Below are 21634 nucleotides of genomic sequence, written 5' to 3' on the forward strand. Positions count from 1 at the left end.
GAACGCCGTCAAGCCATCGAGTGCAGTCCGAACATATTGCCTTCGGTATCGGTGGCCAGCGCGATAAAGCCGTATTCGCCTATCGAGAATTTCTCCCGATGAACCTTGCCGCCGGCCGCTTCGACGCGGCCGGCCTCGATGGCGCAGTCTTCGCAAGCGAAATACACGACGGTGCTGTTGTTGCCTGCTTTGACGCCTTCCATCTTCGCCAGTGCACCGTTGGCGCCATAGCTTGTGGGGCTGCATCCCTCCATCGGAAATGTCCACATCTCCAGTTCGGGGCTGTCGTGCTTCTGCAGTTCGGTGTTCAACACCGTGGTGTAAAACGTCTTGGCGCGCTCCATGTCGTCGACATAGATCTCGAACCATACGGCAGGGTTGGATTGCATCGGATTCTCCTCGTTCATGTTGCGGTCAATGCGGTTAGGGCGACGGTTCGCCGTGAAACTCTTGGATACGACGACTCACGCAAGCGTAAATCGACAACGTTGCGCATCGGTGTCATCGATAGCAGGGCGCCAGTTCGCGGACCTCGACCGTAGCCCACGCCGCCGCGGGACATTGCACAGCGATCTCGACCGCTTGTTCTTTTGAGACGTTGTCCAGCAGAAAGAAACCACCGATCATCTCTTTTGACTCGGTGAAGGGGCCGTCGATCAGGCGCTTCTCGCCGTCATGTACCGTCACGCGCACACCTTCGCGGTCTGCCGACAACGATTGGCTGGCACGCAACAGCCCTTTTTCGGCGAGGCCTTCGGCGAACTTTTCCATCTGTGCATAGGCTTTTTTGCCTTCGTCCGGTGTTCGCGCCGCACGCTGGCCGTGGGGTTCAAGAATAAGGAGCAGATAGGCCATGGATTGGTGTCCTCCGGTTGTCGTTGGCGTCTTTTCGACGGGTATACCGTCAAACTCATAGCTTGTCATGGCGACCCTCGCTGAGTTTTTGCGGAATTGCTGAACAAGCGACGATTGGCGGCGTGTCGAATCGACAAGGGTCGACAGCTTTTGTTCGTGCGAAGGGGAGAGGGGCTCCGGCAAAGACGCTGCCGGAGCCGCGGCTGTCAGGGCTCGGCCGGATGATGACTCGGTGTGTGTGGCGCCGTGTTCGGTTTGACGTGTGGCGCCTTGTCGAACTCGGCATCATTGGTCTTCAAACGGTGGTCGGCCACCAGGCGATAGAACAGCGGGATGAAGAAGATCGCGAGGAACGTGGCGGCCAGCATGCCGCCGGCAACGCCGGTGCCGACCGCGTGACGTGCGCCGGCGCCGGCACCGGTCGAGATGGCCAGCGGCAGCACGCCGAGAATGAACGCCAGCGAGGTCATCAGGATCGGCCGGAAACGCAGGCGGGCGGCCTCGACAGCGGCAGCGGTCGCCGAATAGCCTTCGTCTTTCTTCAACACCGCGTACTCGACGATCAGGATCGCGTTCTTGGCCGCCAGGCCGAGCAGGGTCACCAGGCCGATTTGAAAATACACATCGTTGTTCAGATCGCGCAGCCACACCGCGGCGAGGGCGCCGAAGGTACCGAAAGGCAATGCGAGTTGTACCGCCAGCGGCAGTGACCAGCGCTCGTACTGCGCTGCCAGTATCAGGAATACCATGACCACGGCCAGGATCAGCGCCAGTGCCGAGGTGCCGCTGGAGCGCTTTTCCTGGAACGATGCCCCGGTCCATTCGTAGCTGAACCCGGGGGGCAGGGCACGGTCGGCGATCTCTTCGACGATCTCGAGCGCCTGACCCGAACTGATGCCGGGTGCTGCGTTGCCGAAGATCTTGACCGCCTGCAGGTTGTTGTAGCGGTCGATGGTCTCGGGGCCCGACGTGTACTGGATGTCCGCCAGCGCGGACAACGGCACCTGCGCGCCGTCGCGTCCCGGTACGAACAGCGCACTGATGTCCTCAGGGCGTGAACGGTAATCAGGTTCGGCCGACATCAACACCTGCCAGGTACGCCCGAAGCGGTTGAAGTCGTTGATGTAATAGGTACCGAGCGTGGCCGCGACCGTGGTGAATAACGAATCGATATCGACGCCCAGCAGCTTGGCCTTGGCGCGATCGACGTCGACGTACAACTGCGGCACGCGTGAGCGCCATAAGGAGAGCGGCTGCACGATGCGTTCGTCCTTGCGCAGCTCGGTCAGCAGGGTCTCGCTGGCCGCGGCCAGTGCCTTCGGATCATTGTCGCCGCGGTTCTGCACGTACAACTCGAAGCCGCCGGCGTTGCCCAGGCCGAAGATCGGCGGTGGGCCGAACGCGATCACCATGGCCTCGCGGATCCCGGCGCTGCTGCCCATCAATTGACCGACCATGTCGTTGATCGAACGCTTGCGCTGATCCCAATGCTTGGCGGCGACGAAGATGGTCGCGGCACTGTTGCGGAAACCGCCGCCGAGAAAGTCCAGCCCGGCGAACGCGACGACGTGTTCCGCATCTTCATCGGAACGCATGATGTCGATCACCTGTTGGGTGATCTCTTCGGTGCGCGCCAGGGTCGAGCCGTCCGGCAGATAGACCGCGCCGATGTAGTAACCCTGGTCTTCGTCGGGGACGAGGGCGCCCGGCGTGATCTGCCACAGGTAGACCGCGGCCGCGACCATGACCAGGTACAGGCCGATGCCCAGGCCGGTGCGCTTGAGCAGAAAGCCGACGCCGCCGAGATAACCGCGGGTCATGTGATGGAAGCCGCGGTTGAAGGCGTTGAAGAATCGGCTCTCGCGCCGGTTCTGGTTACGCAGGATGATGACCGACAGCGCCGGCGTCAGCGTCAACGCGACGAAGCCGGAGAGCACGACGGCGATTGCAATCGTTACCGCGAACTGGCGGTACAACTCACCGGTCAGGCCGCCGAGAAACGCGATCGGGATGAACACCGCGCACAGCACCAGCACGATCGCGATGACCGGCCCGGTGACCTCGTGCATCGCCTTGATTGCCGCCTCGCGAGCGTCGCGCCGCTCTTCGTGCATGATGCGCTCGATGTTTTCGAGTACGACGATGGCGTCGTCGACGACGATACCGATCGACAGCACCATGCCGAACAGGGTCAGGGTATTGATGGTGTAGCCCAACAGGTGCAGGCCAACGAACGTGCCGAGCAGTGAAACCGGCACGGCGATCACCGGTATCAGCGTGGCGCGCCAGTTCTGCAGGAACAGGTAGACGACCAGCACAACCAGCAGGATGGCCTCGCCCAGGGTCTTCAATACCTCGCGAATCGACACCTCGACAAAGCGCGTGGTGTCATAAGGTATGGAATAGGTCAGCCCTTTCGGAAACTGCTCGGCAAGTTCGGCGACCGTGGCCTTGACTTCGTCGCCGACCGCCAGCGCGTTGGCACCGGGCTGCAGAAAGATACCCACCAGTGTCGCCGGCTTGCCGTTATACAGGCCGGTGAAGTCGTAGTCCTTCGAACCCAGTTCAACCTTGGCGACATCTTTGAGCTGCAACAGCGAGGTGCCCTCACCGGTGCGGATGATAATCTCTTCGAACTCGTCCGGCGTGCTCATGCGGCCGCGCGCATTGACCGTGTAGACCAACTCCTGGTCGGTGACGATCGGCGGCTGGCCGATCTTGCCGGCGGCGAACTGTGCATTCTGCTCCTGCACTGCACGCACGATCTCGGCGGCGGTTACCCCCAATTCGGCCATGCGGTCGGGTTTCAGCCAGATGCGCATGGCGTAGTCTTTGGCGCCGAAGATCTGCACGTTGGTCGTGCCGGGTATGCGCTTGAGGCGGTCTAGCACATTGAGCGTTACATAGTTGCTCGTGTAGATGTCGTCGTAGCTGCCGTCCGGCGACAGGAAGGCGATGACCTGCAGAAACGCCGACGAACTCTTTTCGACCGTCACGCCCTGGCGCCGCACCTCTTCGGGCAGGCGCGATTCGGCCTGCTTGACGCGGTTGTTCACGTCGAGTGCGGCCTGGTCTACGTCGGCGCCGATCTCGAACGTCACCTGGATTTCGAGCACGCCGTTGGAGGCCGATGTCGAACTCATGTACATCAACGCTTCGACGCCGTTGATCGCGTTCTCGAGTGGCGCAGCCACCGTTTGTTCGATCGTCTGTGCCGAGGCGCCGGGATACAGCGCGCGCACCGTGACCACCGGCGGGGCGATCTCCGGGTATTGAGCGATCGGCAGAATGCGCATCGCCAGCAGGCCGGCCAGCACCAGGAACAGAGACATGACCGTCGCGAACACCGGACGGTCGATGAAGAAGCGCGATACGACCATCAATGCGCTCCGGTTTGTGCGGTGTTGGCCTGTTCGGCGGCAGCGGCTGCTTCGGCCTCAGTCTGTGGTTGGATCGGCATGCCCGGGAAGTGGATGCGGGCGGTGCCGTCGATCACGATGCGGTCGCCGGCGGCCACGCCCGAGCGGATCACCCACAGGCGCTCGGTCTTGCCGTTATTGTCCTGTTCCACCCATTGGCCGACCTCGACCGGTTTGGGCATGGCGACATGGCCGCCACCTTCGCCTTCCGAGGCGACATAGACGAACTTGCCGTTGGCATCTTCCTGCACCGCACGTTGCGGCACCGCGAGTGCGCCGGGCAACACGCCGCCACCGACCAGCACGCGCACGAACTGGCCGGGACTCAGCTTGTTGTCGGCATTCGGCAGCGTCGCACGCAGTGCAAACGCTCCGGTCTGCGTATCGGTTCGGTAGTCGGTGAAATCCAATTGACCGCTCTGGGCGTACGATGAGCCATCCGCCAGGCGCACCGTGATCGGTGTGTTTTCAGGTGCGGGCAGGGTCAGACTGCCATCGGCCTGTTGTTGCTCGATCGCCAGGCGGTCCTTTTCCGATATCGAGAACTGCACGTAGATCGGATCGGTCTGGGCTATGCGTGTCAGCGCGCCCGACGTGGGCGAGACCAAGGCGCCTTCGACCTGCAGTGCACGACCGATGCGGCCGGCGATAGGGGCATCGACCTGCGTGTAGTCCAGATCGAGTTGCGCCTGGGTGACCTCGGCCTTGGTGGCGGCGACTGCGGCGCGCGCCAGATCGCGATTCGACAGCGCATCGTCGTACTCGCGTTTGCTGATCGCCTTGGCCTTGTTCAAAGGCGTTACCCGCGCGACCTCGCGCTGGGTCTGGGTGAGACGCGCCTGGGTTTCGGCAAGTGCTGCCTGCGCCGCCTCGAGCCTGGCTTCGAAAGGCGCGCGGTCTATGCGGAACAACACATCACCTGCGTCGACATGACCGCCTTCGTCGAACAGGCGCTGTTCTATGAGGCCGGTGATGCGCGGCCGGACCTCGATCTCGCGCGATGCCTCGAGTCGGCCGATATATTCGAAGCGCGCCGTCAGGTCTTTCGGCTGCAGCTCGAGAACAGTCACGGCCTGCGGCGGCATCGAGGGCTCGGCCGATTGCGACTCGCTCTGCTCGCAGCCGAGCAACGGCAAGGTAATCAATGACACCACCAGGCCGGCGAGCCTCGAAGATCGGTACAACTTGGAAATCATTTGGTGTCACTCCGGGGAGTCATTCATCGGTTCCGGTCGTTTCGTTCAATTCATGCCTGCCCGTTAAATCATTCGACAACGGATGGGCCGATAGGATCGCAAATTTGGCTGGCTACATGTGACTGTCTGATGACCGCGAGCGCCCGGTAGCTGGCTGTAACGCCCTCCGAGTCCACCGGCCATAGAAATCGCGCGCAGCGATCTCAATTAAGGGACCGGTCGGTATCGTCGGGGGTGTGAGCACGACGCTACGATTCATCGGCTCGCGATCCATCTTCGCACGCCGCATTGTGTCTTGTCTGCAAATACGAGGCGATTGCATCAATAGTTTCAATATCGCGCGCGTTTAGATGAGATCTTGCTCAAACCCGGTTTCAGTAAGGGGCAATCACAGCGACTTGCCATCGAAATGCTGCACCTCGATGCCGGCGAGGTCGACGTCTTCCAGGCAGCGGGCATTGACCGCGACCATCGCTTCTCCGGTTGCCGGGTCGATACCCTGACCAAACACATGGATACCGCATTCCGGGCAGAAGCGGTGCTCGATGGTCGCCTCGCCGAAGGTGTAGTTGCCGATCGCGCTTTCGTCGGTGGTCAGGTGCAGCGCAGGGCGTGGTACGAACCAAAGCAAAGAGCCTCTGCGCGCGCATATTGAGCAGTTGCATGCCAGCAGCGATGTCACATCGCCTTCGACGTCGAAGGCTATCTTGCCGCAGTGGCAGCTTCCGTGGTGTTTCATATTGTTCAGATCTCTCGGTGGATTGGTTTGCCGTTGTGTTTGAATACGACGAATGGGGCCGTGCGACTTCGACATGGGTATGCCGGTCGGTCTGCAGTTCGTGTCGCCCGGCGCGCCGGGCAGGTGTTTGGCTCGCCGATGAGCGCCAAAATAGCCGCCAGCTTTGCCGTGCCGCCTTACATTGGGAATCTCGTGATTCTACGGTTGGCCAATCACCGCATTGTGACCCATCCGCCGTTTTGTTCCTTTGTAATTGTGGCGCGGCGCATGTTGTTGCACGCCGCTGTTCGGCTGCCGCACGCCGGCAAGGCGTCGGATGCGGCGAGAGGATGCCCGATTCGGCAATCGCGCTATGCTATGGCATGACGACCGACTCGCAGACCCCCGCCGCCTGGGCGTCGCAGTTTTGTCGTCAGCAAAAGAAATAACGACTTGTGCCGCTGATTATTGGAGCCTGAGCGCTCACTCATCTGTGGGTGCCCAGCGAAAAACTCGTCTGACGGAAGAAGGGTACAGTCGTGGAAATTCGTATGGATGAATCGCTGCAGCAGGCATTGCTGGGCGCGCAATTACCGACCTTGCCGGCAGTAGCCGTGCAACTGATCGGATTGGGTCAATCGGAGCATGCGGATGTCACCCAGCTGGTCGACATCGTAATTCGTGATCCGGCGTTGTCTTCCACGCTGCTGCGGCTGGCCAACTCCGCGGCCTATCGGCGAGTGACCCCCGCCGACACATTGACACTCGCGACCAGCTATCTGGGGTTTGAGCCTTCTCGGATGATCGCCTTGTCGGCCACCTTGGTTCCGGCTTTGGCGGGGGACAGGGAGCAGCCCTTTTGTTACACCCCGTATTGGCGTCGCGCCTTGCTGGCAGCGTCGTGTTCGCGCGCGATTGCCCGTCGGCTGTTCCCACGTGATGTCGAGTCTGTGTCGCTCGCGGCGTTGCTGCAGGATGTCGGGATGCTGGCCATCGCGCAATTGCCGAACGCCGTATACCAGGGCCAGGCCTGCGAAACGTTCGATCACAAAGGCGCCGTGGCGCGTGAACGCGAAGTGCTCGGCGAGGACCACGCCACGATCGGTGCGTGGCTATTGAAGCGCTGGGAGTTTCCGGAAAACCTCGTTGATGCGGTGGCCGTGAGTAACGACTACTCGCGCTGGCAGGCCGAGGGCAAGGCCGGCGATTTTGACGGTGCGGTGATGGCGTCGGGCCTGATGGCGGACGCGTGGATGTCGGCCGATCAACCCGAGGCAGTGCCTACATTGCACGACCGGATCTGCGCACTGCTCGGCGCCGGTTGGGACGATGTTATCGAGATCATGACCGAGGCATCCGCCGAGGTGCCGATCGTCGAGGCGTTGTGCAGCACCAAGGTGATGGATGAGGCCAGTCTCCAGGCCGCACTTGATGTGTTGGCTGTTGCCAAGGTGGACGCAGCCGGTCAGGCCGAGTGATTGGTAACCTGTTGCCTACGGGGCAACCCGGGCTGCCCGTTGACGCACCTTAGTCGTTGGCCGCCGGCATACCGAGCTGATCGATTGCCTGCCGCCACTTGTTGGCGTCGAAGGCGATCGACATATCACTGAAGTAAACCTGCGCATTGTCGATCGTGTCGAGCAGTATGGCCTGAACATACTGAGGCGCGATACGTGATTGCGAAATCTTTTCCGGCACCGCCACGTGCACGTATAAGGTGTTGTCGCGATCGTTGTATGCACCCATGCGCATCCCTTCAAACGGCGGCGCATCCTGAGCAGTGGATAGCATGAAGGTCAGGTCAAGTTTCGGTCCACCGGGCAGGTGACCCCCTCGCTTCTGCGTCGCGATTCCCGTCGCGTAGTAGATGATGGCTTTGTCGATCGGGCTCTTGTCCAGATCCGCGGTCGGTTTCTTTACGCTGATAAACAGGCTCATCGTTTCGTCTCGCTGCGAACTAACGTTGCTGTGTTGAGGCAATTAGTGCGCCAAGCCGTGCATTTTGTAGCGTGAGGTTAGGGTGGGATCCGTCTTGGAGCCGCTTAAGCGTGTGCATTCGGTAGATCGTGAGTGCGAGCTGTACAGCACGCCGATGGCCAGGGGAGGGAGCATCGGCGCGGGTGGTTTGTGCCAATCAGCGTCGCTTTGTCGCCAGTCCGACAATCAGCTCGAGCACCATCGGCATGCGTTGTGCGTGGTGCCGAGCGGCTAGGGCGTCTCTGACCATTTCTTCAGATTGACGCACACGCCTTCGTACAGCACCTGCGATCCGGGAGCCGTCTGCGCTTCGCTCATGTCGTTGAGCGAGACGATCAATGCCTTGGCACGTCGCAACAGCTTCCAGGGTCCGTCGGGAATCTCGAACGTGGTCTGGTCGGCAGGGATCGCGGCAAGGAACACCGGCTGATCGGTGTCACGGTCGCGTATCCACAGACGCAATTCCTTGCCGGATTCGGCCGGCAGCGGCGTTTTCGCCGCGATCTCCAGGCGGTTGGGGCGGTTGTAGGCCATTACGGCGACGCCGGGCTTGGATTGCGCGTCCGACAGTACACCGACATAGACCAACTCGGATTCAGCATCTTCCTGGGGCAGTACGCCCACGGCGACAACCGCTATCAGGGCCGCCGCGATCAGGCCGTTGGCGGTCGCCAGGCTGCGCCAGAATCCCAGGTGCTGCCACCATTTCTGTGGTGCAGTGTCGGCCCGCGTCGTCGGCTTGGTGGCCTGTTCCAGGGCTGCGCGCAGTCGCGACGGTGGTATGACATCGGGCGCCGACAGTGACAGCGGCGTGAGGTCTTCCTGGTATTCGACGACCAGCCGGCGCAGCGCGGGATCGTCTGCCATCAGGCGTTCAAAGCGGGCACGCGCGGCGCCGTGCAGTGAGCCCAAGGCGTACTCACCGGCCAATTGTTCGCGCAATAAAGGATCGTCGTATTTCATCGGCGCATACATTTCCGAATCTGTTCGAGTCCCCTGCGTACCCAGGTCTTGACCGTGCCTATCGGCCGGTTATCGTTCCTTGAGACCTCTGTGGGCGTGTATCCGTGGTGATAAATCTTCAGAATACACAGCCGCTGACTTTCATTCAGTTCCTCCAGGCATCGGCGTAGCCGTTCCATCTCACTGCCGGTTTCCGTGGTCTTTAGTGGATCCAGGGCGGACGGCAGTGTCTCGTCGAGCAGATCGCTGCGCTGCGCGGCCGCGTGTTCGGCGCTGCGCAGGAAATCGATCGCACGGTTGCGGGCAATATTGATCAGCCATGTCATCGGCTGCCCGCGCGATGCGTTGTAGCTGTCTGCCGCGTTCCATACCTTCAGGTAGACGTCTTGTACGACCTCTTCTGCCCAGTGCTCTCGATTAACTATACGAAGTACGACGCCGAAAAGTTTCGCCGACGTTGCGTCATACAGGGAAAGAAAGGCTTTTTGATCGCGCAGGGCACAGCGGCCGATCAGCGTGGCTAGCTGGGTCTGGTCCTGCGATGCGATGGAGCGGCTTGTCATGCGCGGTGATCAACGTGGCGTTGGCAGCGGTCGGTTCCGGGGCAAACCCTGCCGCTGGCCACTGCTGCCGATGGGTTTGTCGATGCCGTACCGTTTGACCTTGTAGACGGTTCAGTTTGTTTTCCGCGAAGGGCTATGGCCGCACCCCTGGTTCGACCGCTACTGCCGCCTTCGTCGCCCGGCTAGTTTACACGCCGGGAATCTCGTTACCAGCCTTTGGGCGCGGCACCGCTGCGACCGGATCTCGCGACCGGTGGCAACTCCGCTGAATCCCCCCGGTGCGTTTCGTTCGTAAAAGCAGACAGACACGGCGGCACGCGATGGTCGTCCATACACACATTGGGTGCGTGTCTACGTCTGGGTCTCCCTGAAGCGACCCGTGGCTATCGGGTCTTTGCCTGCCCGATCGAGTTGGCTTGGCGGTGCAGGCTTTTTTTTATTCCATCCCGGTGGGTGGTCGGCAGCGCCGGCGACCCATCGGGAATCCTCTGACCTTGTTGAACACCTCTGGCGTTCTGAGGGGCCAATCAGGACGCCGACGAAAAGGTAGAACACCGCCGTGGTCATCGGCATGCGGCGGATACGCGAGGCAAGCAGCCCCATCGAGATCAGTACCAGCCCGACCAGGATGTACCAGCCGACCGGTGTCATGGGTGTGTTCGTGTGTTCGGACACACGTCTTGGCGACGATCAATCCCCAAGACAAGGAATCTGCTCTGCTTATACGGCTTCATGGTGCACGCAGACCTTTCGTTACCGGTTGTTCGATAGCGCCGACGGTAAACCGCGGGCAGCGGGCAGACAAGCCGACAAAGGCAGCGGTAGTTGGCGCTGTCGCGCGTCGGACAGCGTTAAAGGCAACGGCAGACTGTGGCTACCAGGAGCCGAGCGGGTTGTCGGTAGACAGCGACACCATGAACGAATAGCCGGGTTCGTCTTCGCTGCCTCTTACCGCCGGGTTGCCGTGCAGCACGTTGCCGGAGAAGGCCAGGGCCAGGCCGCGGCGGGTGGAAGAGGGCTGTTGCAGCGTCCACACCAGGTTGGCGCCCAGGTCTGCGACGCTGTCGTTGTCGACATCGTCGGAACGTGAGCGGCTTTGATAGGCGACGTCGAAGTTGGCCTGCAGATCGTGGCGCAAGGTAATCGCCGAAGAGGAGATGCCGGCGCGCCATTTATCGGCCGTCGTGCCGGTGGCCGCATCGCGCTTGCGCTGCCACGACAGGGCCGGCTTTACCGACATCGGCAGGCCGGCAGATATGTCGCCATAAACGTCGAAACCCATGGTGCGGATACCGGCACTGGTGGCTGCGTCGATCTTGCCGGGGGCGCGTCCACCCTTGGCGCGCATGCCCCACAGCCACTCGTCGTGAGCGAACTCGCTCTGTAGCGACAGGTCGATCGAACGCTGCAGCGGGTCTTGTGCGGCGCTGTTGTCGCTGGTGGCGACATAGTGACTTTTGCCGAATTCGCTGGCCACCTTGTACGACGGCTTGCCGAGCACATCGAAGAAGGGCGCCTCGGTCGGTGACCAGATCGTCGCCAGCTGCAGCTTGTCGGTGATGATCACCGGGCGCGACGGGTCTTCTTCGAGATTGTTGCGCCGGCGATCGACAGCGGCATCGAACTGCCATTCGTCGACGGTGATGCCGCCGTAGGTGCGCAGGTTGATCCGGTCGGTCGACAGCGTGGGGTTGCCCAGGCTGCCGAACCAGGGAGTGACTTCGCTGTATTGGGTGCCGACGTGCCACTTGTGCGGAGCATCTTCCGCGGCGTGATACTCCATGCTCATCGCGTAGGCCTGACCGGCATCGACTTCTTTGGTATCAGCCGCCGAGCGATCCCATTCGAATTCCGAGCCGGCGTACTCGGCGTGCAGGCGCAGTTGGTTCGACAGCATCGAGGCGTTGCCGGCCACCGACCACGCGCTGCCGCCGTGCTGCTCGGAGCCTTTCGAGCGTGCCGTGCCGCTAACCCAGCCGCTGACGATGCTGAACTGATTGTCGCCGTATGAAGGCAGTTGCTGTTCAACGAGCACGCCGTTGAGCTGATAGCGCGCATCGTCCGTACCGACCAGGCGCTTGTAACCGCTGTCGGCCTGCGAGCTGACGCCGAATCCGCGGATCTGGATCTGTTCGCCAAGATCCCATTCGGCGACGGCACCGGGGCGGTCGAGGTCTTTATGAATCAGGCTGTTGTAGGCGAGTTTCTGCGGCCCGACGCGCGCCTGCATCTGACCGGCACGCAGCGTGGCCAGAAACTTCTCCGGCGAGTCTTCGCGGTCACTTTCTTTGACCTCGTCGTCAGCCACTTCGAGTTCGAGTTCGGCGAACGCGCCGAACGGCGTCACGGCGCGCTTCGACGTTACCGCGGTTGCATCGCCGCCGGTATCGCTGTCCTGTTTGACGGCAAACTGCCACACGCCGAGTTCACGCCAACGGCCACGGTCGGGTGCGTACACCAGGCGCAGGCGATGGCTGCCTTCGGCAAGTGGTTGGATGGGGCGGTAGGTGGCGACACCGGCGTCGAAGACGATGGCGTCGGTGATGCTGACATCGTCGAGTTCGAAATGCAGCGCGGCGCGCACCGGGGTGGGCAAGGACTGCGGCAGTTCGAGACGGATCGGCTCGGCCGCGGAGACGGAGTGCGTATTATTGAGCAGGCGTACTGTCCAATCGCGGTGCGACAACGACGCGCCGGCGCTGCCGACCCATGTCGACAGGCTCAACAACAATACCGCTGACCACCAAATCCGTTTCACTGAGATACCACTTCCGCCGACTGGAAAGAGAACACGATCACAATTCCCAAAACATTGGGGAAATTACTAGTTCACGTTAGGAAATCTCTGTAAGTTTCTGCTTTTTACAGAGAAATCATCCAAATTCTGAAGATTTAGCGACCGCGAATGGGATATCTGAAGCAAATCTGTCGGCGGGTGAAGAGCGGAAGCGCCCGGCGGGCCGTGCTCGAACCTGCAGGTTGGGAAGTGGCTGCCTGAAATGCCCCTATGTCTTGAGTGACGCGAGGCGGAACCGGGGGTCGCTCAGATCAGCTTGAGCGTGCCCAGCCAGGTAATCCCGAGGCTCGTGATGAGTACCGAACCGATCGTGGTCAGGACAATGATGTTGGCGGCCAGCGTGGCGTTGCCGCCCATCGCCCGTGACATCACATAGCTCGCAGCTGCCGTTGGCGCCGACGCCATCAGGAAGACGATGCCGAGTTCCATGCCGCGAAAACCAGCCAGGTAGGCCACCGCTGTCATCAACAATGGCGAAACAATCGCCTTGCCGGCCGTCGCGATCATCGCATTGCGCGATTCCAGGTTGAGTGCCGCAACGCTCAGCGATCCACCGGTACACAACAACGCCAGCGGCAACGTCATCTGAGCGAAGTACTCGCCGGTCTGCAGGATGAGCTTGGGCAACGGTATATCGAAATAGGCGAACGGCAACGCCGCCAGTATGCCGATGATCAAGGGGTTCTTGGCGATATCCAGCAACACCGGGCGGATCGAGCGGTGACTGTTCAATGAGCGGTTCAGCGTTACCACAGCCAGGATGTTGTAGAAGATGGTCACCACACCGAGGTACAGCGAAGCGGTTGCCAAACCCACGTCGCCGTAGGCGTTGACGCAATAGGCCAGGCCGACGATGCCCATATTGGACCTGAAACTCCCTTGTACCACTACGCCGCGGTCGCGGGCGGGCTCGACCAGGTATGCCGCGGCAACCTCTGCCAACAGGAAGACGGTGAGCGTACCGACCAGGCCGAGAATCACCAGCGGCAGGTTGGCCGTCTGATGGAAATCCGTCTGGCTGATGGTAATGAACAACAAGGCCGGCAGCGTGACCGTGAATACCAGTTTGGAGCCGGCGTCGATGAAACCGTCGGTGATAATGCCGGCACGCGCGAGTACCACGCCGAGCGCCAGCACCAGCATGATTGGGCCGGTCACGGCAAATGCGAACAGCAGGTTGGAGATCAATGCGTCCAAGGGATCGGCGGATGAAACAGGTGGTGTTGCGGGTAGTAACAGTAACTCGGGCCCAGCGCGCATTATGGGTGCAGGCGCGCGACAGCGGCCAGTAGCCCAGTCGTGGCTTACGCCAATGCTTACCGTCGGTGATCGGCAAATCCCGCCGCGTGGGCGAATACGGGTCGCGCGGGTCCGGCGTGCTGCGGGCCTGGCGGTGCGTAGACGTCTTTCGCCTTCGACACCGTCGCGAGCATGCCCCGAGGCGGCTCGGCTGGGGGTTTTTGGCCGTTTTAGTTGATGTGCCTGGGGTTCTGCGAAGCGTGTACGAGACGCTTTTGACCTACACTTCGTTGGAGTTGGCCGGAATAAACAGACCGCAGGGAGTCGCAAGGAAGCGCAAAGGAAGGTGCTGCTTGGAAGGTAAAGCCCAACACCAATCAGATTTCTCGGAACGAAGCGCCGTCTTCGTTCAAGTGGAACAGTGTTTTCGGCAACTCCCGATCTCTCTGGCCGTCAACCTCATCAATGCGGCGATAATCGCTGCCGTTCTGTGGGGCGTCGTCGGCAGTACGCGCGTCATTGCCTGGTTGGTGCTCATGGTCTTGGTGAGTGGCGCACGCTACAGGCTGCTGCACGAGTTCAGAAAGGCCGGACGCGATGCCTTGTTTGCCTTGGACCGCTGGACGCAGCGGTTCGTCTATGGTGCGTGCGGTGCCGGTGTTGCCTGGGGTGTCGCCGGGGTGCTGCTGTTTCCGCACGGACAGTTTCCCTACCAGGTTTTTCTCGCGTTTGTCGTCGGCGGCATGATCGCCGGCGCGATCCCTCTGCTATCCGCCATTGGCCACGCCTATCGCTGTTTTGCGATACCGGCAGCGCTACCGATCAGCCTGCAGATGCTCGCCGTGGGCGATCGGATTCACCTGATCATGGGCGCGATGATGCTGATCTACTTCGTGGCGATGTTGACGTCGTCGGTGTTGGTCAAGCGTCTTTTCGACGAGTCCGATCGACTGCGCCGCGAGCTGTGGCAGTCGGCCGAAGCCGCCATCGAACTCGAACAGATGCTGCGTCTCGACGTGCTGACCGGCATCGCCAACCGGCGCCTGTTCGAAGAGGAGCTCGACAAGGAATGGCGGCGCTCGAGACGCCAAGGCGACACGCTGTCGGTGATCACGGCCGATATCGACCATTTCAAAGAGTACAACGATCACTACGGCCACCCAGCCGGCGACAGGTGTTTGGTCAGCGTCGCGCAGACGATGCAGCAGGCATTGTCGCGACCGGGCGATATCGTGGCGCGTATCGGCGGCGAAGAATTCGCCTTCGTTCTGCCGCGAACCACATTAAACGGGGCCCAGTCCGTTGCTGAACAGGTACGCGAGCGGGTGTTGGCGTTGAAGTTGCCGCACGCGGCCTCGCCGGATTCGGACCAGGTCACACTGAGTTATGGAATCGCCTGTTCGGACCAGCCAGGGATTGAAACGCCGGCGGACCTGCTCGGCGCATCGGATACGGCCTTGTACGAAGCAAAGCGGCGCGGGAGGAACCGCATCGTGGTAAAGGAGGACTGACCGACTCCGAACAACCGGCAGCTGGCCTGCCGGTAGCGACGCCGTTGTCTGCGGCACAGTGCTGAATCCCCTGAATCGTCACGGGAACGGTCCGCTGAAATCGATGCGGATTGCCCCTATCATCGAAAGAGACACGGTCACTCGGCGGTTGGTGCTATGGCGATCCTGTTCGATCTCGATGGTGTTTTTTATCAGGGCGAAAAGGCGATCCCGCATGCGGCATCCGTTGCGGCATGGGCGCGTGACGAAAACATTCCCCACCTGTTTCTCACCAACACGACGTCGCGGCCACGCACAGCGTTGCTGGAAAAGCTTGCCGGATTCGGCATCCACACCGACGTCGACCACATCCTGACGCCACCGGTCGCGGCAGTGAACTGGTGTCGGCAGCACATCGGCGATCGACCGGTCGCCCTGTTCGTGCCGCAGCAGACGCGGGTGGAATTCGACGAACTCAGCGTTGACGAAGAAGGTAGTGAGGTCGGCGCGATCGTCGTTGGCGACCTCGGCGAACAGTGGACGTTCGAAGTGCTCAACCGCGCGTTCAGGCTGCTGATGCAATCGTCCAGGCCACAGCTGATTGCGCTGGGCATGACCCGCTATTGGCAGGCGGCGGATGGATTGCGCCTCGATGTCGCGCCTTTCGTTCAGGCGCTGTCGTATGCATCGGGCGCCACGCCCGTGGTGTTGGGCAAGCCGGCGGTGGATTTCTATCGAACGGCGATCGCCATGCTCGAAACCCAAGCCTCGCAGATCGTCATGGTCGGCGACGATATTCGTGGCGATGTCGAGGGTGCGCAAAAGGCGGGTTTGCGCGGTGTGCTCGTGCGTACCGGCAAGTTCCGGGAAGACGATCTGTCACTCGGCATACAACCCGACGCAGTGTTGCCTTCGGTGGTCGAGCTGCCCGATTGGTATCGCGCGAACGTTCAATAAGCGATCGGGACCGGTCCGGTCAAAGATGACCGTACGCCTCCCAGGAATTCTTGTCCGCCTCGCGCCGCGGAAAACTGGCACGCCGCTCTGAGGCATCCATGCGCAGTGCACGGCGGCGATCTTCGCCGGCCCGCCGGTCGCGCTGATGGCGCCGCTCGGGCAGACCGACATAGCAACACTCGCACGCCCCTGAATCGCAGCCGGAAACCGGAAGGTGGGGGATTGAACCGAAGGGATACTGTCGGCCCACGAGTTGTGAAGACGCCCGGCAATGCGACTCCACGCGCACCCCCCAGAAGCGTTGCATCTTCTGCAGCTTCTGCAATTGTGCGGTGGGTGACAGGCGTATGACCTTTTCCTGCATCGCAGGCAGCACTTCTTTGCCGTGTTGCGCCCGCTGTAACAAAAACCAACCGAGCACCAACAGAGCCAGGCCGGCGATTGCGAACAGTAGATAGATCATGGGATCTCCGCAGATTCCGTTGCTAGCGATACCGCAGATACTTCAGGGGTTCGTTGATAAGAGTATGGTCTGCAGACTCAAGCAAAGCCAGCAGTGTTAAGCGCTGATAAGTATGGCTGATGCGCGACTGAACGGATTGCGGTCTGTGTCACATTCGGGCGAGCAGTAGTTTCCCGAGATCAGACGCCGCCGCTGTGGACGATCTCGTAGTACAGTTTTTCCAGTTCGGCTTTGTGTTCCGTTTCTTCATCTGCAAGAAATGCAAACAGGTTGCGGATCGGGCCGGGCTCAGTGGTTTCCGACAGCTCCCGATACTGCTCCATCGCGGCATGCTCACGACCCAGGGCGTATTGCAGCACCGATTGGTCGTCGGGATTGTCTCCGAGGTCGGGCAGGTGGATGCAATCGGAGAATTTGGGATCCGACGCCGGTACGGCGATGTTGGCCTGGACCATCTCGTTGATGTCGTCGCGTTTCATCAGGTCGGTAAACAGGTCGACGTGACGCTGCTCTTCGACGGCGAGTTCATCGACCAGCCAGCGGATACGCTTGCTGACTTTGGGGGCCAGGCCGCTGTAGAAATCGCGCGCTGTGCGTTCGAACGAGATTGCGGTTTCCAACACCTCGCCGACTGTCGTGCTGGCACGCAACCGGTCTTTGCCGTGAATGTGGCCTTCTGCGGGTTCGCTCATCAGGCGGTCTCCTTCGCGGCGCTCGCGCCAAGAAATTGATGGATGCTGCGTGCCGTGCGATGGCCGTCGGCAACCGCATGCACCACGTCCGGACCATGCACCATGTCGCCGGCAGCCCACAACCAGGACTCGGAGGTGCGGCAATCGTCGCCGACCTTGAGTCGGCCGCGATTCCATTCCAGCGCCTCGGTCAGTGCTTCGCCGAGCAGATCGGTATCGGTCATCTGGCCGATGGCCTCGATGACCATCTCGCCGTGGTGCAGTTGCTCGTCGTTCTCGTCGTACTTCGGCGCGAAGCGGTGTTGTTCGTCGAAGATCGATAGTACCCGCAGCGTGCGCAGACCGACCAAGTTGCCGTTCTCGACTACGCAGGCCTGTGGCCCGCGGCTGTCGAGAATCTCGATGCCTTCTTCGAGCGATTCGGAAACTTCGGCCGGATCGGCGAGGAAGTGCTCGAAATCTTCCAGTGCGCTGACCGTGATCTTGACCTCGCCGTACTGCTTCTTCTGCAGGCGGGCGAGGGTGCGTGCGGCATCCATGGCGACGTTGCCGCCACCGATCACGACGGCCTGCTTCGGCAGGTCGAAGGTATCGAGATTGGTCACACGGCGCAGTACGTCGACCGCCTTCAATACGTTCGGATGATCAGAGCCGGGTATGCGTGTGGAGCGACCCAGTTGCAGACCGAGCGCGAGCATCACCGCGTCATGGTCGTTGCGCAACTGCTCCATCGTCACGTCGCGCCCGACCCAGGTGTTGCAGCGGATCTCGACGCCCATGGCCTGGATCACATCGATGTCGGCATCGAGCCGGTCGTAGGGCAGGCGGTATTCGGGGATGCCGTAGCGCGGCATGCCGCCCGGTTTGTCCAGGCCCTCGAACACGGTCACCGAGTGACCAAGGCGCGCCAAGTCATAAGCGGCAGTCAGGCCGGCCGGCCCCGAGCCGATGATCGCGACCTTGTATCCAGTGGATGCCACGTCGGGCTTGCCGACGATGTCGCGTACCTGTTCGGGGGTGAAGGCATCCATCGCATAGCGCTTGAGCCAACGGATCGCGATCGGTTCGCCGCGCTTGCCGATCGAACAGGCCGTTTCGCAGCGGTGGGTGCACACGCGTCCGCAGGTATGGGCGAACGGGTTGGTGTTGTAGATCTGGCGCACCGCTTCTTCGAGGTCGTCCTGCCAGATCGCACGGATGTATTCGGGGGCGTCCATGTGCGTTGGGCAGGCCTCATGGCACATGCCGCACTGCACGCAACGCGAGGCCTCGACGATCGCCTGCTGTTTGCTGTAGCCGGCGACGATCTCGGTGAAGTTGTCGATGCGCTCTTCGGCTGGCTTTTCGTCCATGTCCTGGCGCACCGGGTCGACCAGGTCGTTCTCCAGCGTCTTGTTCCAGCCCTCGCCGTAGTGCGCGTTATGGATACCGTTGGGATCGGGCAGGATGAAGTAGCTCGACAGCTGATCGTCGGTGCAGGTGTGTACGTATTCGCGCGACAGACTGATCGAACCGGTCGGGCACAGGTCGACACACAGTGCACACCAGCAGCAGCGGCCATAGTCGATTGCGGGGCGCAGATTGCGCACACCTTGAAGTGGGTCTTCCGGCAGCGACGGCACTTTGACCATCGTGATCGCCGCGTTGTCGCAGACCTTCTGGCAGGTCGAGCAGCCAACGCACTTTTCCCAATCATTGATATGGAAGCCTCGGTAGCGTAGCGAGGCCAGCCGGGGTTCGAGCGGCTCGGTGACGGCAGGTCGGCCGAAGAACGACAGGCTCTTCAGCGGATTGAGCACGCTGCCGGCCTTTTTGTAGTCGATGTCGGACATCAGCGATCGACCTCCGGTGGGCAGGCATCAAGACTGAACATGATTTGCGCGACGTCTTCGATGCGTGCGCCGGTCACCAGGTGTTCGAGCACCTGTACCGCATGCATCGATGATGGGCCGCGCACGTGCACGCGATAGGGTTTTTCGCTGCCGTCGGAAACAACATACCAACCGAGTTCACCCTTGGACGACTCGATGCGCACGTAGGTCTCGCCGGCCGGCACCTTCCACGCCAGCGGGTTGGGGATCGGTGCGCGGATCGGGCCTGCCACACCGGGCAGGCGTTCGACCACCTGGCGCAGGATGCGCACGCTCTGTTGCAGTTCGCCGCGCCGCACAAGAGTGCGCGCCCAGGCGTCGCCCGGCTCTTCGGTCGGGATGTCGAAATCGAGCTGGTCGTAGACCAGGTAGGGGTCGTCGCGCCGTACGTCGAACTTAAGGCCCGTGGCGCGCAGGTTCGGCCCGGTCACGCTCCATTCCAACGCCTGCGTCTGGCTGATCGGCCCGGTGCCCTTGGCGCGGGTAACGAACACGCGGTTGGTGAACAACAGGTTGTCGTAGTCGGGCAGACGCGAGTCGAGATAGTCGAGCGTGTCGCTCAAGCGTTGCAGGAAGCCGTCCGGCACATCGCGGCGCACACCGCCGGGAATGTTGTAGATGCTGTAGACACGACCGCCGGTCAGCTCTTCGAACAGGTCGAGGATCAGGTCGCGATCGGCCACACCCCAGAACATCGGGCTGTACATACCGGTGGTCGCGGCGTGTCCGCCAAACGTGAACAGGTGTGCGGCGACACGCGAGAGTTCGAGTTGCAGCACGCGCAGCCACTGCGCACGCTCCGGTACATCCAGGCCACACAGCTGTTCGACCGCCATCGAGTAGGCAACTTCCATCGGCGCCGGGTCGGGCACACAGATGCGTGGTACCAGCGCGATGTTTTGAATCCAAAGGCGCTGCTCCATGAGCTTTTCGAAGCCACGGTGCAGGTAGCCGCCATCGGCGCGTGCCGCGACGATCTCATCGCCATGCACTTTCACCTTGAGCGCGTAGTTGCCCTCGATACCCGGATGGTTCGGGCCGAAGTTGATCTCGAACTCGTTGCTCGGCGGGTGATTGCGCGCCTCGTAGTTCTCAGCTCTCATCGTCTGGCTCCTGCATGCCGCGACGGCTGAAGCGTTGTTCGTCGGGCGGGATCACGATGCCGCCGCCCTGCTGTTCGAGTTCGATCAGCCAGTCCGGCCGGTAGTTCTGCCAGTCGAAGTGGTCGTTGACCCAGGCCTCGCTGTCGAACTCCTTGCGCATCGGTGGTGGGCCGTCCCATTCGGTCAGGATGAACTTTTCCATGTCCGGTGCGCCTTCGAAAAACACGCCGTACATCTCGTGGATGTCGCGCTCGAAGAAACCGGCCGGGTGGTAGATGTCGTAGACCGATACATAGACACCGGGATCGCGTGCGATGCGCGTATGCACCGACACCAGCAGTTGCAACTCGTACGACCACAGGTGATAGACCAGCTCGAACTGGTCGTCGTCCGGCCAATCGACGCAGCTGATCGCCGACAGATGGACGAAGCCCGAGCGACCTTTGAGCAATTCGAGCAGGGCGGGCAGGGCATCGGGTTCGACATCCACCCGCGTGCGGCGATCGCCGCGCTTGCGCACGCGCACATCCTTGAACTCGCCGAGGATGATGCTCAGGCGTTCGACCGGCAGGTGGGTTTCGCTCATGGTTCCACCTTGTCCTTGCTATCGAGACCGAGACGCATCTCCAATGCCTCGAGCGGCTTTTGATGTTGCTGCAACAGCTTGGTGTGTTCACCCAAAGTCTCGTTGCTGAACAGACCGTAGTGTTTCGCTTCGGCGATCACGTCGGTCGGTGTCTGCCAGGTCTCGCCGAACAACCGCTGCTGATGACCGAGGTAGTGATCGTAGCGTTGGTAGTAGTCCTGCCAGCCATTGGCCTCGCCGCGGCGGATGTTCTCCATCAGTTGGCGCAGCCCGGTGATCACCGCCTCGGGACGCGGCATGCAGCCGGCGATATACAGGTCGACCGGCATATAGTCATTGAGCTTCTTCGCCGTGGCATACGACTGCCAATACATGCCGCCGTTGACGGTGCACGAGCAGATGCCGATCACGTACTTGGGCGAGCCCATCTGTTCGTAGGTCAGGATCACGCGCTTGAGCGTTTTGACCGACACGTAGCCGGTGATCAGCAGGATGTCGGCCTGGCGTGGCGAGACCATCGGCGAGATGCCCAGACGCTCCATGTCGAAGCGCGAGGTCATCGCCGGCGGCAGCTCGATCGCGCCGCAGCCGGTGCAATAGTGCAGGATGAACAGCGAGCGCGAACGACAGAACGCGGTCAGCTCGTCGAACACGCGCGCAAAGATGTTGCCGCTCCCGCCGGGTTGTTCGACCTTGACCGGGAACTGTTGATTGACCAATTCGTTGTCGGACATACCTGCTTATT

General features: G+C 61.5%; 20 protein-coding genes. 3 read left to right on the top strand and 17 right to left on the bottom strand.

The window, feature by feature from the left end; translation table 11 throughout:
- Positions 1 to 8 precede the first annotated feature (8 nt).
- The 5 genes from B1781_RS09085 to B1781_RS09105 form a co-directional block, all read right to left on the bottom strand.
- On the bottom strand, positions 9 to 389 hold the full coding sequence (locus B1781_RS09085) for a VOC family protein (RefSeq protein WP_078121995.1): 381 nt from the start codon (positions 387 to 389) through the stop codon (positions 9 to 11).
- 112 nt (positions 390 to 501) lie between these two features.
- A complete protein-coding gene (locus B1781_RS09090) occupies positions 502 to 855 on the bottom strand; it encodes a YciI family protein (protein ID WP_078119353.1) in 354 nt (117 codons plus the stop codon).
- Between the two features lie 206 nt (positions 856 to 1061).
- Positions 1062 to 4235, bottom strand: a complete 3174-nt coding sequence (locus B1781_RS09095; RefSeq protein ID WP_078119354.1) for an efflux RND transporter permease subunit — start codon at positions 4233 to 4235, stop codon at positions 1062 to 1064.
- Positions 4235 to 5470 (bottom strand): efflux RND transporter periplasmic adaptor subunit, encoded by a 1236-nt coding sequence (locus tag B1781_RS09100; protein ID WP_078119355.1) that lies wholly within the window; start codon positions 5468 to 5470, stop codon positions 4235 to 4237. Before B1781_RS09100 ends, B1781_RS09095 begins: the two co-directional genes overlap by 1 nt.
- Before the next feature lie 388 nt (positions 5471 to 5858).
- Positions 5859 to 6284, bottom strand: a complete 426-nt coding sequence (locus B1781_RS09105) for a GFA family protein (RefSeq protein ID WP_334223935.1) — start codon at positions 6282 to 6284, stop codon at positions 5859 to 5861.
- Positions 6285 to 6739: 455 nt separating this feature from the next.
- On the opposite strand from B1781_RS09105, the gene B1781_RS09110 reads away from it, so the two are divergent.
- Positions 6740 to 7666 (top strand): HDOD domain-containing protein, encoded by a 927-nt coding sequence (locus B1781_RS09110; RefSeq protein WP_078119357.1) that lies wholly within the window; start codon positions 6740 to 6742, stop codon positions 7664 to 7666.
- Between the two features lie 49 nt (positions 7667 to 7715).
- Here B1781_RS09110 and B1781_RS09115 read toward each other — a convergent pair whose 3' ends face one another.
- The 6 genes from B1781_RS09115 to B1781_RS09140 all read right to left on the bottom strand — a co-directional run bounded on the left by B1781_RS09115 (position 7716) and on the right by B1781_RS09140 (position 13685).
- Positions 7716 to 8126 (bottom strand): hypothetical protein, encoded by a 411-nt coding sequence (locus B1781_RS09115; protein WP_078119358.1) that lies wholly within the window; start codon positions 8124 to 8126, stop codon positions 7716 to 7718.
- 270 nt (positions 8127 to 8396) lie between these two features.
- Complete coding sequence (locus B1781_RS09120) at positions 8397 to 9128, bottom strand: anti-sigma factor (protein WP_164513319.1); 732 nt, start codon at positions 9126 to 9128, stop codon at positions 8397 to 8399.
- Positions 9125 to 9691: a sigma-70 family RNA polymerase sigma factor gene (locus B1781_RS09125; protein WP_078119360.1), complete on the bottom strand. Its 567-nt coding sequence runs from the start codon at positions 9689 to 9691 to the stop codon at positions 9125 to 9127. Before B1781_RS09125 ends, B1781_RS09120 begins: the two co-directional genes overlap by 4 nt.
- A 351-nt stretch (positions 9692 to 10042) precedes the next feature.
- Positions 10043 to 10342: a hypothetical protein gene (locus tag B1781_RS23330; RefSeq protein WP_078119361.1), complete on the bottom strand. Its 300-nt coding sequence runs from the start codon at positions 10340 to 10342 to the stop codon at positions 10043 to 10045.
- 223 nt (positions 10343 to 10565) lie between these two features.
- Positions 10566 to 12449, bottom strand: a complete 1884-nt coding sequence (locus B1781_RS09135; protein WP_125931985.1) for a hypothetical protein — start codon at positions 12447 to 12449, stop codon at positions 10566 to 10568.
- Between the two features lie 285 nt (positions 12450 to 12734).
- A complete protein-coding gene (locus B1781_RS09140; RefSeq protein ID WP_125931986.1) occupies positions 12735 to 13685 on the bottom strand; it encodes an AEC family transporter in 951 nt (316 codons plus the stop codon).
- A 455-nt stretch (positions 13686 to 14140) separates the two neighbouring features.
- Here B1781_RS09140 and B1781_RS09145 point away from each other — a divergent pair, with 455 nt between their 5' ends.
- Both B1781_RS09145 and B1781_RS09150 read left to right on the top strand, forming a co-directional pair.
- Entirely contained in the window at positions 14141 to 15238 is a 1098-nt protein-coding gene (locus B1781_RS09145; RefSeq protein ID WP_334223936.1) for a GGDEF domain-containing protein, read from the top strand.
- Positions 15239 to 15394: 156 nt separating this feature from the next.
- Positions 15395 to 16174, top strand: a complete 780-nt coding sequence (locus B1781_RS09150) for a TIGR01458 family HAD-type hydrolase (RefSeq protein ID WP_078119365.1) — start codon at positions 15395 to 15397, stop codon at positions 16172 to 16174.
- Positions 16175 to 16193: 19 nt separating this feature from the next.
- Here B1781_RS09150 and B1781_RS09155 read toward each other — a convergent pair whose 3' ends face one another.
- The 6 genes from B1781_RS09155 to B1781_RS09180 all read right to left on the bottom strand — a co-directional run bounded on the left by B1781_RS09155 (position 16194) and on the right by B1781_RS09180 (position 21623).
- Positions 16194 to 16637 (bottom strand): hypothetical protein, encoded by a 444-nt coding sequence (locus B1781_RS09155; RefSeq protein ID WP_078119366.1) that lies wholly within the window; start codon positions 16635 to 16637, stop codon positions 16194 to 16196.
- Between the two features lie 179 nt (positions 16638 to 16816).
- The gene (locus B1781_RS09160; RefSeq protein ID WP_078119367.1) at positions 16817 to 17329 is read right to left on the bottom strand and encodes a ferritin family protein; all 513 of its coding nucleotides are present in this window, start codon (positions 17327 to 17329) and stop codon (positions 16817 to 16819) included.
- The gene (locus B1781_RS09165; RefSeq protein WP_078119368.1) at positions 17329 to 19161 is read right to left on the bottom strand and encodes an FAD-dependent oxidoreductase; all 1833 of its coding nucleotides are present in this window, start codon (positions 19159 to 19161) and stop codon (positions 17329 to 17331) included. Before B1781_RS09165 ends, B1781_RS09160 begins: the two co-directional genes overlap by 1 nt.
- Complete coding sequence (locus tag B1781_RS09170; RefSeq protein WP_078119369.1) at positions 19161 to 20303, bottom strand: NADH-quinone oxidoreductase subunit D; 1143 nt, start codon at positions 20301 to 20303, stop codon at positions 19161 to 19163. The genes B1781_RS09165 and B1781_RS09170 overlap by 1 nt, the downstream gene beginning before the upstream one ends.
- On the bottom strand, positions 20293 to 20889 hold the full coding sequence (locus B1781_RS09175; RefSeq protein ID WP_078119370.1) for an NADH-quinone oxidoreductase subunit C: 597 nt from the start codon (positions 20887 to 20889) through the stop codon (positions 20293 to 20295). Before B1781_RS09175 ends, B1781_RS09170 begins: the two co-directional genes overlap by 11 nt.
- On the bottom strand, positions 20886 to 21623 hold the full coding sequence (locus tag B1781_RS09180) for an NADH-quinone oxidoreductase subunit B (protein WP_078119371.1): 738 nt from the start codon (positions 21621 to 21623) through the stop codon (positions 20886 to 20888). The genes B1781_RS09175 and B1781_RS09180 overlap by 4 nt, the downstream gene beginning before the upstream one ends.
- Positions 21624 to 21634 lie beyond the last annotated feature (11 nt).

Origin of the sequence: Thiosocius teredinicola (genome assembly GCF_002009425.1) — a bacterium.
GTDB classification, from domain to species: domain Bacteria; phylum Pseudomonadota; class Gammaproteobacteria; order Chromatiales; family Chromatiaceae; genus Thiosocius; species Thiosocius teredinicola.

Excerpts from the sequence above, each read along its gene's own strand:
- B1781_RS09085 (WP_078121995.1), bottom strand. The coding sequence starts at position 389 with ATGCAATCCAACCCTGCCGTATGGTTCGAGATCTATGTCGACGACATG.
- B1781_RS09090 (WP_078119353.1), bottom strand. The coding sequence starts at position 855 with ATGGCCTATCTGCTCCTTATTCTTGAACCCCACGGCCAGCGTGCGGCG.
- B1781_RS09095 (WP_078119354.1), bottom strand. The coding sequence starts at position 4,235 with ATGGTCGTATCGCGCTTCTTCATCGACCGTCCGGTGTTCGCGACGGTC.
- B1781_RS09100 (WP_078119355.1), bottom strand. The coding sequence starts at position 5,470 with ATGATTTCCAAGTTGTACCGATCTTCGAGGCTCGCCGGCCTGGTGGTG.
- B1781_RS09105 (WP_334223935.1), bottom strand. The coding sequence starts at position 6,284 with ATGTCGAAGTCGCACGGCCCCATTCGTCGTATTCAAACACAACGGCAA.
- B1781_RS09110 (WP_078119357.1), top strand. The coding sequence starts at position 6,740 with ATGGATGAATCGCTGCAGCAGGCATTGCTGGGCGCGCAATTACCGACC.
- B1781_RS09115 (WP_078119358.1), bottom strand. The coding sequence starts at position 8,126 with ATGAGCCTGTTTATCAGCGTAAAGAAACCGACCGCGGATCTGGACAAG.
- B1781_RS09120 (WP_164513319.1), bottom strand. The coding sequence starts at position 9,128 with ATGAAATACGACGATCCTTTATTGCGCGAACAATTGGCCGGTGAGTAC.
- B1781_RS09125 (WP_078119360.1), bottom strand. The coding sequence starts at position 9,691 with ATGACAAGCCGCTCCATCGCATCGCAGGACCAGACCCAGCTAGCCACG.
- B1781_RS23330 (WP_078119361.1), bottom strand. The coding sequence starts at position 10,342 with ATGACACCGGTCGGCTGGTACATCCTGGTCGGGCTGGTACTGATCTCG.
- B1781_RS09150 (WP_078119365.1), top strand. The coding sequence starts at position 15,395 with ATGGCGATCCTGTTCGATCTCGATGGTGTTTTTTATCAGGGCGAAAAG.
- B1781_RS09155 (WP_078119366.1), bottom strand. The coding sequence starts at position 16,637 with ATGATCTATCTACTGTTCGCAATCGCCGGCCTGGCTCTGTTGGTGCTC.
- B1781_RS09160 (WP_078119367.1), bottom strand. The coding sequence starts at position 17,329 with ATGAGCGAACCCGCAGAAGGCCACATTCACGGCAAAGACCGGTTGCGT.
- B1781_RS09165 (WP_078119368.1), bottom strand. The coding sequence starts at position 19,161 with ATGTCCGACATCGACTACAAAAAGGCCGGCAGCGTGCTCAATCCGCTG.
- B1781_RS09170 (WP_078119369.1), bottom strand. The coding sequence starts at position 20,303 with ATGAGAGCTGAGAACTACGAGGCGCGCAATCACCCGCCGAGCAACGAG.
- B1781_RS09175 (WP_078119370.1), bottom strand. The coding sequence starts at position 20,889 with ATGAGCGAAACCCACCTGCCGGTCGAACGCCTGAGCATCATCCTCGGC.
- B1781_RS09180 (WP_078119371.1), bottom strand. The coding sequence starts at position 21,623 with ATGTCCGACAACGAATTGGTCAATCAACAGTTCCCGGTCAAGGTCGAA.